At 55.7% G+C, this 12,570-nt stretch carries 12 protein-coding genes; 7 read left to right on the top strand and 5 right to left on the bottom strand.

Annotation, left to right across the window (positions count from 1 at the left end; all coding sequences use genetic code 11):
- Positions 1-2: 2 nt before the first annotated feature.
- Positions 3-1,070, bottom strand: coding sequence for a diguanylate cyclase (locus V6P94_RS21550; RefSeq protein WP_326397497.1), 1,068 nt, complete (start codon positions 1,068-1,070; stop codon positions 3-5).
- A 274-nt stretch (positions 1,071-1,344) separates the two neighbouring features.
- Here V6P94_RS21550 and V6P94_RS21545 point away from each other — a divergent pair, with 274 nt between their 5' ends.
- Positions 1,345-2,370, top strand: coding sequence for an MBL fold metallo-hydrolase (locus V6P94_RS21545; protein ID WP_133077300.1), 1,026 nt, complete (start codon positions 1,345-1,347; stop codon positions 2,368-2,370).
- A gap of 12 nt (positions 2,371-2,382) precedes the next feature.
- On the opposite strand, the gene V6P94_RS21540 is transcribed toward V6P94_RS21545, so the two are convergent.
- The 4 genes from V6P94_RS21540 to V6P94_RS21525 form a co-directional block, all read right to left on the bottom strand.
- The gene (locus tag V6P94_RS21540) at positions 2,383-2,700 is read right to left on the bottom strand and encodes a helix-turn-helix transcriptional regulator (protein ID WP_133077301.1); all 318 of its coding nucleotides are present in this window, start codon (positions 2,698-2,700) and stop codon (positions 2,383-2,385) included.
- 277 nt (positions 2,701-2,977) lie between these two features.
- Positions 2,978-4,228 (bottom strand): ribonucleotide-diphosphate reductase subunit beta, encoded by a 1,251-nt coding sequence (locus V6P94_RS21535; RefSeq protein WP_095035466.1) that lies wholly within the window; start codon positions 4,226-4,228, stop codon positions 2,978-2,980.
- A 504-nt stretch (positions 4,229-4,732) separates the two neighbouring features.
- Positions 4,733-4,990: a heme utilization protein gene (locus tag V6P94_RS21530; protein WP_219262896.1), complete on the bottom strand. Its 258-nt coding sequence runs from the start codon at positions 4,988-4,990 to the stop codon at positions 4,733-4,735.
- A 143-nt stretch (positions 4,991-5,133) separates the two neighbouring features.
- Positions 5,134-5,397, bottom strand: a complete 264-nt coding sequence (locus V6P94_RS21525; protein WP_133077303.1) for a DUF2790 domain-containing protein — start codon at positions 5,395-5,397, stop codon at positions 5,134-5,136.
- Positions 5,398-5,812: 415 nt separating this feature from the next.
- On the opposite strand from V6P94_RS21525, the gene acs reads away from it, so the two are divergent.
- The 6 genes from acs to V6P94_RS21495 all read left to right on the top strand — a co-directional run bounded on the left by acs (position 5,813) and on the right by V6P94_RS21495 (position 12,478).
- The gene (acs, locus tag V6P94_RS21520; protein WP_326397499.1) at positions 5,813-7,768 is read left to right on the top strand and encodes an acetate--CoA ligase; all 1,956 of its coding nucleotides are present in this window, start codon (positions 5,813-5,815) and stop codon (positions 7,766-7,768) included.
- Positions 7,769-8,324: 556 nt separating this feature from the next.
- Positions 8,325-9,098, top strand: coding sequence for an ABC transporter substrate-binding protein (locus tag V6P94_RS21515; RefSeq protein WP_133077306.1), 774 nt, complete (start codon positions 8,325-8,327; stop codon positions 9,096-9,098).
- A 91-nt stretch (positions 9,099-9,189) separates the two neighbouring features.
- The gene (locus tag V6P94_RS21510) at positions 9,190-9,879 is read left to right on the top strand and encodes an ABC transporter permease (RefSeq protein WP_133077307.1); all 690 of its coding nucleotides are present in this window, start codon (positions 9,190-9,192) and stop codon (positions 9,877-9,879) included.
- Positions 9,876-10,574, top strand: a complete 699-nt coding sequence (locus V6P94_RS21505; protein ID WP_016782124.1) for an ABC transporter permease — start codon at positions 9,876-9,878, stop codon at positions 10,572-10,574. Before V6P94_RS21510 ends, V6P94_RS21505 begins: the two co-directional genes overlap by 4 nt.
- A gap of 3 nt (positions 10,575-10,577) precedes the next feature.
- Positions 10,578-11,690, top strand: a complete 1,113-nt coding sequence (locus V6P94_RS21500; protein WP_338648669.1) for a succinylglutamate desuccinylase/aspartoacylase family protein — start codon at positions 10,578-10,580, stop codon at positions 11,688-11,690.
- 23 nt (positions 11,691-11,713) lie between these two features.
- On the top strand, positions 11,714-12,478 hold the full coding sequence (locus V6P94_RS21495; protein WP_019823425.1) for an ABC transporter ATP-binding protein: 765 nt from the start codon (positions 11,714-11,716) through the stop codon (positions 12,476-12,478).
- Positions 12,479-12,570: the final 92 nt, after the last annotated feature.

The raw sequence follows: 12,570 nt of genomic DNA, 5'->3' as shown, positions 1-12,570 counted from the left end.
ATTCAATACGGCTGTGAAAGAGTGTCTGCAGCGCTGATACTGATTTTGTTACGGCCCGTATTTTTTGCGATATACAGTGCTTTATCGGCTTCATTCAACCAAGTGGAAGCGTTTTGAAACTCGGGGCGGCAAGAGGCCAGTCCAATGCTCAGGCTTACGCTTATCCGCAGTTCAGGCTCGTCCGCGTGTTGAAAGTTGCAAAATACCTGACGCAGTCGCTCCATGATTTCCTGGGCCTGATGCAGAGAGCGGTTGGGCAGGATGATGCAGAATTCATCACCGCCATACCGACCAGCCAGGTCTTGAGCGCGCAAGTTGTCCTTGAGCTCCTTGCTGAGCTGGCGCAATACACAATCACCGACGATATGCCCGTAGGTATCATTGATCTGCTTGAAATGGTCGATATCAATCAGGGCCAGGGTGGCGGGCGAACGACTCTCCCGGCTTTGCAGGAAGCTCAGGTGCAGCAGGTCTTTCCATGAGCCGTGATTGAGCAGCCCGGTCAGGCTGTCGGTGCGGCTCAGGGTGCTCAGTGCGCGTTTATGCTCGGCCAAGGTTATCGCCAGGCGATAGCTGACCATGCCTACAGAAAACGGATAAAGAATCAGCACCGGTATGCAGGCATAGACTTGCAGGCTGTTGGTTTCAGGCGTGAAGGCAGCTCCCAGAAACAGAAGCGAAATCAGGACCCCTGCCAGCTGCGCCAACACACCGTACAGGAGAAATCTTGGCCCTCCTGCCGCGACGTTATGCATCATCATCATGGACACAATAATGACTGTCGGCAGCGCGTTGAACTGGATGGTTGCTGCCCAGAACCCCCCGCACAGCGAGTCAATCAAGATGTTTCGCCGCTCAGTCCGATACGGATAGGTCGCACGTGAAGACAATTGGAATGCCAGGTGTGGCCATACGAGTGCATTGAACAGCAGCAGTCCCCATAGCCAGATGGGCTTGTCGAGAGGGTACAGGGCGGCTACCAGACTGAGCCCGCCAAACCCTGAACCTATGGCACGTGGCGTATAAATACGCTTGGCAAACGACAAGCCTTTGCCTCTTTTATTGTCCATGGTTATCTGCGTGAGATGTTTGGACCATGAGTCCGGATACCGCTGGGTATCCGGGCCGCCGATTGCTTGCTGACACCCGTTGTCGAGAATACATCGCACATATTCCGCACATTTTTGGAACGGTTATGGATGCAGACTAGCTCTATTAAGTCGAAGGCGAGTCAGCGTTGGTGACAATGTCTGTGGCCACTGTTAGTTCTTATAGAATGACGATCAACCGCTAACAGGCCGGAAAGCAAGATAATACTCATTTTTTCACCGGAGGCTTCATGCCATGGCACTCGACTCACGCAGTGCTGAGCGGCTTAAACCCGCTGAGCGTTATCAAGGTGCATTTCGAAATGATGGCGCCCGGCCGTCCTCCAGTCTTGGCAAGACCTTGGGTATTTTTTGGAGAATGCTTTTTCAAAAGCCTGCGAGTACACGTCCTGCAGGTGTGATTCCGGTCAAGCCGTTAACCTGTGAACAGTTGGCTGCGGCACCTGACTTCAGTGTCTATCGATTGGGGCACTCGACCTTGCTGCTCAAGCTCAATGGCAAGTACTGGCTGACCGATCCCGTCTACGCGCAGCGTGCCTCACCGCTGCAGTGGATTGGCCCCAAGCGTTTCCATGCTCCCCCCATCAGCCTTCAAGAGCTTCCACCGTTGGAGGCCGTGATTCTTTCCCATAATCACTACGATCACCTGGACCAAAAAACCGTGTTGCAACTGGCGGCTAAAACGCAGCATTTTTTGGCGCCGCTGGGTGTCGGCGACCTGTTGATCAAATGGGGAGTACAGGCCAGCAAAGTTCAGCAACTGGATTGGTGGCAAGACACCCATGTTGCAGGCATTCGTTTTATCGCCACTCCATCCCAGCACTTTTCAGGCCGCGGCCTGTTTGATCACAACCAGACGCTTTGGGCATCCTGGGTGATGATCATTGATGGGGTGCGGATTTTCTTCAGTGGAGATTCGGGGTACTTCGACGGCTTCAAGCTGATTGGTGAACAGTTGGGACCATTCGACCTGACTCTAATGGAAACGGGGGCCTACAACGTCGATTGGCCACATGTACACATGCAGCCCGAGCACAGCCTGCAAGCCCACATCGACCTCAATGGACGTTGGCTAATGCCGATTCACAACGGCACCTTTGATCTGGCTTTCCATGCCTGGTCCGAGCCGTTTGACCGTATTGTGGCGTTGGCGGAGCAACGCAATGTACTCATTACAACGCCACAAATGGGGGAAGTGTTCAACCTGATGCAGCCCCACAAAGGGCGTGCCTGGTGGCTTGAAGTACACACCCCGGAGTAGTAGGGCCGGGGTTTACTCGATCATGGCAAAGTCTTCGCGGCCCATCGGGTCGGGTGTAGTGCCGCGAACATTGCCCCCGCGACCGGGCGCAAACCCGGGAAAGAACACCAGCCCTTGCGCCTCCAGGCTGTAGGCGAGGGCCAGCCGGGTAACGTCGCGCACAGGGCCTTGGGCTTCGAAGCGTTCAATTGCCGGGACTGAAACCCCGGACTGCTGGCTCAGATACTCGAGATTCCAGCCAAGCATTTCGCGGGCTTGCGCGCAGTGCAGCGGGGTAAATTGATTAATGACAATGCGTTCAAACGTACTGCGCGTGGCTGAATGAGGCATGGGTGTTCTCCAGGGCTGAGTCAGTGCTTGAAAATATACTGTGTTTTTATACAGTTATTTTTGGCGTGGATCAAACTCGTTATCTGATAAGTCCCGACCGGAAAAGTCGCCTCATTTATCTCCTCTCAAGATACCGACCACTCGGTTGGACTGCCCCCCAGTCGATTCACGGGTGTCGTATCTGTTGGCCACACGCAGTTAATTTTTTCACAAAAAAAAGGGCCAACAATCGTTGGCCCTTCTTGTTTGCTACGTATGGCTTAACTCAAGCCTCGTATCAATCCCAGCTCAATGCACCACCGGTTTGGTATTCAATTACCCGCGTTTCGAAGAAATTTTTCTCTTTCTTCAAGTCCATGATTTCGCTCATCCATGGGAACGGGTTGGTCGTGCCCGGGTATTCTTCTTTCAGGCCGATTTGCGACAGGCGGCGGTTGGCGATGAATTTGAGGTAGTCCTCCATCATCGCGGCGTTCATGCCCAGTACGCCGCGCGGCATGGTGTCGCGAGCGTATTCGATTTCCAGTTGGGTGCCTTGCAGGATCATCTGCGAAGCTTCTTCCTTCATTTCAGCGTCCCACAGATGCGGGTTTTCGATTTTGATCTGGTTGATCACATCGATGCCGAAGTTCAGGTGCATGGATTCGTCGCGCAGGATGTATTGGAACTGCTCGGCGACACCGGTCATTTTGTTGCGACGGCCCATCGACAGGATCTGGGTAAAGCCGCAATAGAAGAAGATGCCTTCCAGAACGCAGTAGTAGGCGATCAGGTTGCGCAGCAGCTCTTTATCGGTCTCAACGGTGCCGGTTTCGAACTTCGGATCGGAGATCGAACGGGTGTATTTGAGGCCCCAGGTGGCTTTTTTAGCGACCGACGGGATCTCGTGGTACATGTTGAAGATCTCGCCTTCATCCATGGCCAGCGATTCGATGCAGTACTGGTAGGCGTGGGTGTGGATCGCCTCTTCGAATGCCTGGCGCAGGATGTACTGGCGGCATTCAGGGTTGGTGATCAGGCGGTACACGGCCAGCACCAGGTTGTTGGCAACCAGGGAGTCGGCGGTGGAGAAGAAGCCCAGGTTGCGCATCACGATGCGGCGCTCGTCGTCGGTCAGGCCTTCCGGGTTTTTCCAGAGGGCGATGTCGGCGGTCATGTTGACTTCTTGCGGCATCCAGTGGTTTGCGCAACCGTCCAGGTACTTCTGCCAGGCCCAGTCGTACTTGAACGGCACGAGCTGGTTGAGGTCGGCGCGGCAGTTGATCATCATCTTTTCGTCAACCGCAACACGGGCGGAAGCGCCTTCGAGTTCGGCCAGACCTTCAGCGATGTCGAGGTTGTCCAGGGCAGCCTTGGCGCGAATGATCGCGGCCGAGTCGCTGGCGGTCACTGCACGGGCTTCCTGGGCTGCTACGCCGCCGGCGGCGTCGAGGCGGTCCATGTTGGCTTCGGTTGCGTGGCCTGCGTTGGCGCCTTTAACAGCGACTTCGCCTTCGTCTTCTTTGTCGAATTCGTCCCAGCTCAGCATGACGTATCGTCTCCTGCGTGAGGGCCTGTTGGCTGTGTGAAAACACTGATGGTTTGGTTTTTACACGGCCATAGGCCACTTGGATCTAAGAAATGTTGCTTGCAGTAGCGTTGTGCTCACGCAAAAACATGAATGTGTACGTTGGCTTGTACCGCTGTCGCTCAGGGGAGGAGGTTTTACCTGCACTCACCCTGGGCCTTGAGGCCGTAGCAGCGTGGATTTACAGCCCGCCAAGGGGATATATCAAGCCTTTTTGATGGCCGCAGTATACGGCTTTTGCACAAGGTATTTCAGCCAGTTTTTTTTCAGGGGATGCGACGAAACGCCCTAAATTTATCCTGGGCTTAAGGAAGGCTGGGGCTGGGCGAGGGTTTATAGGAGCAGAAGTTTTTTTGTCATGGGGCCAAGAGGTCGAATGACCTGTGGCTAGAGGGGGAATGAGTCGGGCTTTGGTGCGAGGCAGGATCAAGCCCGGCCGAAACCGGGCGTTAAGTCGATGCGGTGTCAGCTGAGGCGATGGCCGTTGGTACGGTCATAACCATCTTCGGCAAAACCTGCCGAGCGGGTGTTGTCATAGCCATCTTCGGCAAAGCTGGCCGAGCGTGTGCTGTCGTAACCGTCTTCTGCAAAGCTGGCCGAGCGTGTGCTGTTGTAGCCGTCTTCTGTAAAGCTGGCTGCGTGAGTGCGGTCATAACCGTCAGCGGCAAACGCTGCGCTGGCCAGAACTGACAAACTAAAAGCCACTATCAAGGAGCGTTTCATTTAATAATTCCCGTGCGATACAGGCGCAGGCGCACAACTGTTCAAGGGCGATATAAGTTGCGTTGAAAGTTGCAATTAAGTGCCGCGAGGGATCGCTTATATAAGTAAGTTGATTAACGCTTTAATAAACCGGGTGCGATGAATCAGCCGTTGGAACAACCGTTACCCATCACGCGGTATTCGAGGGTGTGCTGCATGCCCTGGGAGTCTTCGTAGACCATTTGCGCCGGTACGACTTCGCAGACGCTGGGGATTTCGCTCATGGAAATCACTTTGGCAATGTCCAGTTCGGAAGAGTAGGAATACTGTTCAACGGCAGGTTGCTGGTGCGTAGCCTGTGTGCTTGTTTCATCCGCCATGGCGGTTAAACACACACTGCTCAGAGCCAGAACTAACAACGCTTTCATTTCGAAATTACCTGTTTTAGGTCGAGTGGGGTCACACAGCCCTTGTGAGGCTGTGTGTGAAACTGAGTGATGAAGAGCGACTAAACTTGCCTTCGTGGGGGCTGTAACTTGGGTTAATCGCGGTGCCTTGGTTGGCGAGATGAATTTTAGGCCTGCGCCGCACGGGCATATAGAGGGGGTTTTGATAAAGACTGTTGACAGTTTCTGCAACAATCGTCGAAAACAGGGTTGGTTTTGGACGTTTGCAAGGTGGGCACCCAGCCGTAACGGGCTGTAAGTACTGTGCTTGAGCCTTGCGCAGGAAAACCATAGTTTTTTTGCGTGTTTCTTACTACCAACGTCGAATGGATCTCACGGCTTGGCCCGGCTAAAACAGGGTCATAAAACAACAACTACAAGCATTGAGGTATGAAACATGAGTGCCGCTTCCCTGTATCCCGTACGCCCTGAAGTCGCTGCCAACACGCTGACTGACGAGGTGACCTACAAGGCGATGTACCAGCAGTCCGTCGTCAACCCGGATGGCTTCTGGCGCGAACAAGCAAAGCGTCTCGACTGGATCAAGCCTTTTACTACCGTCAAGCAGACGTCCTTCGACGACCATCATGTCGACATCAAATGGTTTGCAGATGGCACGCTCAACGTTTCCTACAACTGCCTGGATCGCCACCTTGCCGAGCGCGGCGATCAGGTCGCTATCATCTGGGAAGGGGATGACCCTTCCGAACAGCGCAACATCACCTACCGCGAACTGCACGAAGAAGTGTGCAAGCTTGCCAACGCCCTGCGCGGTCAGGATGTGCACCGTGGTGATGTCGTTACTATCTATATGCCGATGGTGCCTGAAGCCGTAGTCGCCATGCTGGCCTGTACCCGGATCGGCGCGATTCACTCCGTGGTGTTTGGTGGTTTCTCGCCTGAGGCACTGGCCGGACGGATCATCGATTGCAAATCCAAGGTGGTCATTACCGCTGACGAAGGTCTGCGTGGTGGCAAGCGCACAGCGCTCAAGGCCAATGTCGATGTGGCATTGACCAACCCGGACACTTCCAGTGTGCAGAAGATCATTGTGTTCAAGCGTACCGGTGGCGACATCGCCTGGTACAAGCACCGTGACATCTGGTACCACGACTTGATGGCCGTTGCTTCGAAGCACTGCGCTCCGAAAGAAATGGGGGCCGAAGAAGCCCTGTTCATCCTGTATACCTCTGGCTCAACCGGCAAGCCCAAGGGCGTTCAGCACACCACGGGCGGCTATCTGCTCTATGCGGCACTGACCCACGAGCGCGTGTTCGATTACCGTCCTGGCGAGATTTACTGGTGCACGGCCGATGTGGGCTGGGTGACCGGTCACACCTATATCGTTTACGGGCCATTGGCCAATGGCGCGACCACCCTGTTGTTTGAAGGTGTGCCGAACTATCCGGACATCACCCGCGTGTCGAAAATTGTCGACAAGCACAAGGTCAACATTCTCTACACCGCGCCAACCGCCATTCGCGCCATGATGGCTGAAGGTCAGGCTGCGGTTAAGGATGCCGATGGCTCCAGCTTGCGTTTGCTGGGTTCGGTGGGCGAACCGATTAACCCTGAGGCCTGGAACTGGTACTACACAACCGTGGGCAAGGAGCGTTGCCCGATCGTGGATACCTGGTGGCAGACCGAGACCGGTGCTTGCATGATGAGCCCGCTGCCGGGGGCGCACGCACTCAAGCCTGGCTCTGCGGCGCGTCCGTTCTTCGGCGTGGTGCCGGGGCTGGTGGATAACCTGGGTAACCTTATAGAAGGGGCTGCCGAAGGCAACCTGGTGATTCTGGATTCGTGGCCGGGGCAGGCGCGGACCCTGTATGGCGATCACGACCGTTTCGTCGACACCTACTTCAAGACCTTCCGTGGCATGTACTTCACCGGTGACGGCGCGCGTCGCGATGAGGATGGCTACTACTGGATCACGGGTCGCGTGGATGACGTGCTCAACGTGTCCGGCCACCGGATGGGTACCGCCGAAATCGAAAGCGCGATGGTGGCGCACCCTAAAGTTGCCGAGGCCGCAGTTGTCGGCGTGCCGCATGACATCAAGGGGCAGGGGATCTATGTCTACGTCACGCTCAATGGTGGCGAGGAGCCGAGTGAAGCGCTGCGCCTTGAGTTGAAAAACTGGGTGCGCAAGGAAATCGGCCCGATCGCCTCGCCGGATGTCATCCAGTGGGCACCGGGGCTGCCGAAAACCCGCTCGGGCAAAATCATGCGCCGCATTTTGCGCAAGATTGCCACCGGTGAATACGATGGTCTGGGTGATATCTCTACCCTGGCTGACCCGGGTGTGGTGCAGCACTTGATTGAAACCCACAAAGGCATGAAAGTCGCATAACACGTGCTGAGTGTCATCGAGCCCCGTCCGGCGTTGCCTGGCGGGGCTTTTTTATGGTGGCCTGGAATCTGCAGTGGGAGCGGGCATTTAGGGCCAGTAAGACGGTTGCTCCTGTAGGTGTAGGCCCTCAGTGTTACCGAATGTGTAACCGGCTGCTCCAAGGTGGGGCTTTGCGATACCCAAAGCACTGATTTAGAGCCCTTTTCAGCCCGTCATAAAATAAGATGAAACGCTACACTTGCCGGAATAGAAGGGTTTGCGAATAATAGGCCCGCTATTTGCAACTCATATAGGTTCTACATCTTTTGCTCTTGCATTATTTTGGAGAGCTGTCAATGCCTAGGGTCGCCTTTTTCGGTGCATCTGTAATTAGTTGTCGCATTGAAGAAATTACGGCTTGAAGCCTGTCGTTAGAATGCCGATCACTCGCTCGTCGTTGTTGTGCTGATCCCAGTGCAACGCCAGTAGGACGTGGCGCCGCATTCCCGGTTTAACCTCCGCATATTGGGCCTAGGCTCACTCTGCATTTATTGCCCTTTACCGATGGAGTCCTAAGATGAAGAAACTCGTGCTTCTTGGCGCCCTGGCACTGTCCGTGCTGTCCCTGCAGGCTTTTGCTGCTGATAAACCTCTGAAGATTGGTATTGAAGCGGCGTACCCTCCGTTCGCCTCCAAGGCCCCGGATGGCAGTATCGTGGGTTTTGACTACGACATCGGTAATGCTCTGTGCGAGCAGATGCAGGTCAAGTGTGTGTGGGTCGAACAAGAATTCGACGGTCTGATCCCTGCGCTGAAAGTGCGCAAGATCGATGCCATCCTGTCCTCGATGTCGATTACCGAAGACCGCAAGAAGTCGGTTGATTTCACCAACAAGTACTACCTCACTCCGGCACGTCTGGTGATGAAGGAAGGCACTGTGGTCGGCGATAACCTTGAAGAGCTCAAGGGCAAGAAAATCGGCGTACAGCGCGGTTCGATCCACGACCGTTTCGCCAAGGAAGTTCTGGCGCCTAAAGGTGCAACCGTTGTTCCTTACGGTTCGCAGAACGAAATCTATCTGGACGTAGAAGCGGGCCGCCTTGATGGCACCGTTGCAGACGCCACCCTGCTCGAAGACGGTTTCCTGAAAACCCCGGCGGGTAAAGGCTATGCATTTGCAGGTCCGGCATTCACCGACGTCAAATATTTTGGTGACGGCGTAGGTATCGCAGTGCGCAAGGGCGATGCCCTCAAAGACAAGATCAACACTGCAATTACCGCTATCCGTGAAAACGGCAAGTACAAGCAAATCCAGGACAAATACTTCAACTTCGATATTTACGGTCAGTAATACATCGCAGCGGTAAGTCCGAAATGGCGCAAGCAACAGATTCTCTGAAGTTTGCGCCATTTTTTCATCCCCATTTCTGAGGACCTGAATCATGTTGAAAGGCTACGGGGCTGTCATCCTCGATGGCGCTTGGCTGACGCTTCAGCTCGCCTTGTCGTCCATGGCCCTGGCCATTGTTCTAGGTCTGATCGGTGTTTCGTTACGCTTGTCGCCGGTACGCTGGCTGGCCTGGATGGGCGATCTGTATTCGACGGTAATCCGCGGGATTCCCGATCTGGTGCTGATTTTGCTGATTTTTTACGGTGGCCAGGATTTGCTCAATCGCGTGGCGCCGATGCTGGGCTACGACGACTATATCGACTTGAATCCGCTGGCGGCCGGTATCGGCACCCTGGGCTTCATTTTCGGTGCCTACCTGTCCGAAACCTTTCGTGGTGCGTTCATGGCCATCCCCAAGGGGCAGGCTGAGGCCGGCATGGCGTATGGCATGAGTTCGTTTCAGGTGTTTTTCCGGGTATTGGTGCCGCAGATGATTCGCCTGGCGATTCCGGGCTTTACCAATAACTGGCTGGTATTGACCAAAGCCACGGCCCTGATTTCGGTGGTCGGCTTGCAAGACATGATGTTCAAGGCCAAGCAGGCGGCTGATGCCACCCGCGAGCCGTTCACCTTCTTCCTGGCCGTAGCAGCGATGTATCTGGTGTTGACCAGTGTTTCGCTGCTGGCGTTGCGACAACTTGAGAAGCGCTACTCGGTAGGCGTAAGGGCGGCTGAGCTATGATCTTTGACTACAACGTCATCTGGGCCAGCATGCCGCTGTACTTGAGCGGGCTGCTGGAAACCGTGAAATTGCTGGGCATTTCACTCTTTTTCGGTCTGCTCGCAGCAGTGCCACTGGGGCTGATGCGGGTTTCCAAGCAGGCGTGGGTCAACTTCCCGGCCTGGCTGTTTACCTACGTGATTCGCGGCACGCCGATGCTGGTACAGCTGTTTTTGATCTACTACGGCCTGGCCCAATTCGAAGTCATTCGTGACAGCTTCATGTGGCCACTGCTGTCCAGCGCAACCTTCTGCGCATGCCTGGCGTTTGCTATCAACACCAGCGCCTATACTGCAGAAATCATTGCCGGTAGCCTCAGGGCCACGCCTAATGGCGAGATTGAGGCGGCCAAGGCCATGGGGATGTCGCGGTCCAAAATGTACCGCCGTATTTTGCTGCCGTCGGCCATGCGCCGGGCGCTGCCGCAATACAGCAACGAAGTGATCATGATGTTGCAGACCACCAGTCTGGCCTCCATCGTGACCCTCATCGACATTACGGGCGCTGCACGTACCGTCAATGCGCAGTACTACTTGCCGTTTGAGGCCTACATCACGGCAGGTGCTTTCTACCTGTGCCTGACCTTCATTCTGGTGCGCCTGTTCAAACTGGCCGAGCGCCGCTGGCTGGGCTACATGGCCCCGCGCAAGGCCTGACCCATGGAACGTATTGATCACGTGTTGCCGTGGAGTACCCTGGGTTCTGAGCGCCACTTGACGGTGTTTCGTTTCGGTGCAGGTGAGCGCAAGGCCTATATCCAGGCCAGCTTGCATGCCGACGAACTGCCGGGCATGCGGTGTGCCTGGGAGCTGAAGAAACGTCTGGCCGAGCTTGAAGCACAAGGCGCCTTGAACGGTGTGATCGAGCTGGTGCCCGTGGCCAATCCCCTGGGGCTTGGCCAATTGCTGCAGGGCAGCCATCAGGGGCGCTTTGAGTTTGGCAGCGGCAAGAATTTCAACCGTGATTTCGTTGAGTTGAGCGAGCCGGTAGCGCAGAGACTGGCCGGGTGCCTGGGGGATGACCCCCACGCCAACACCCGACTGATCCGTCAGGCGATGATGGATGTATTGTCTGAACTGCCCCCTGCGACCAGTCAGTTGCAAGGTATGCAGCGTGTGCTGCTCAGCCATGCCTGCAGTGCTGACATTGTGCTCGACTTGCATTGCGAGACCGACGCCGCACTGCACATGTACGCCTTGCCTCAGCATTGGCCGCAGTGGCGTTCTCTGGCTGCGCAGCTGGATGTGCGTGTAGGGCTGTTGGCCGAAGATTCGGGCGGCAGTTCCTTCGATGAAGCCTGTTCGGTGCCCTGGTTGCGGTTGCAGCGCCAGTTCAGCGACGCGCAGATCCCTTTGGCTTGCATGTCGACCACGCTGGAGCTGGGAGGGCAGGCCGACACCGGACGCCCAGAGGCCGAAGCTTATGCCGAGGGCATTCTGGCGTTTCTGGCCGAGCAGGGGCTGATCACGGGCCAATGGCCTTCTGCGCAGTATGAAACGTGCGAAGGGATGCCGTTTGAAGGCACTGAGCTGTTATTTGCACCGCACCCCGGTGTGGTGAGTTTTTTACGACCGGTGGGCGCCTGGGTAGAGACTGGCGAGCCGCTGTTCGAAGTGATTGATCCTATATCTGACCGGGTCAGTACGGTATGCGCAGGCACCTCCGGCGTGTTATTTGCCGTTGAGCGACTGCGTTATGCCCAACCCGGTTTCTGGCTGGCTAAAGTGGCGGGGCGCGAGCCTTTGCGCCACGGGCGCTTGCTCAACGACTGACTGTTTTTGTGAGAACCGACAGCATGTACAAACTTGAAGTCCAAGACCTGCATAAACGCTATGGCAGTCATGAAGTGCTCAAAGGCGTTTCACTGGCCGCCAAGGCAGGCGATGTGATCAGCATCATCGGCTCCAGTGGCTCCGGCAAAAGTACCTTTTTGCGTTGCATCAACCTGCTCGAGCAGCCCCATGCCGGCAAGATCCTGCTCAATGGCGAAGAGCTCAAGCTGATTGCCAACAAGGACGGCGCTCTCAAGGCCGCTGATCCCAAGCAGCTGCAGCGCATGCGCTCGCGTTTGTCGATGGTGTTTCAGCATTTCAACCTGTGGTCGCACATGACCGCACTGGAAAACATCATGGAAGCGCCGGTGCATGTGCTGGGGATGACCAAATCCGAAGCCCGTGAAAAAGCCGAGCACTACCTCAACAAGGTAGGTGTGTCCCATCGCAAGGATGCCTACCCGGGGCATATGTCCGGCGGTGAGCAGCAGCGTGTGGCGATTGCCCGCGCACTGGCGATGGAGCCTGAGGTCATGCTGTTTGATGAGCCGACCTCGGCCCTCGACCCGGAGCTTGTGGGTGATGTGCTGAAGGTGATGCAGGACCTGGCTCTGGAAGGCCGGACCATGGTGGTAGTGACCCACGAAATGGGCTTTGCCCGTGAAGTGTCGAACCAGTTGGTATTCCTGCACAAAGGTATTGTTGAGGAAAGCGGCAACCCCCGTGAAGTGCTGGTTAATCCACAGTGTGAGCGGTTGCAGCAGTTTCTGTCGGGCAGCTTGAAGTAACTGCAATTTTAAGACTGCCTCTGTGCACCAAAATAGGTCATGCTCCGCATCCAGCGCAGTTGGCTTAGGTCAGGTGCACATGTTTTATTCCC

This window comes from Pseudomonas sp. ML2-2023-3, assembly GCF_037055275.1.
Lineage (GTDB): Bacteria > Pseudomonadota > Gammaproteobacteria > Pseudomonadales > Pseudomonadaceae > Aquipseudomonas.
The sequence above is the reverse complement of the archived record's forward strand: the minus strand, read 5'-3'. Positions and strand labels throughout refer to the sequence as shown.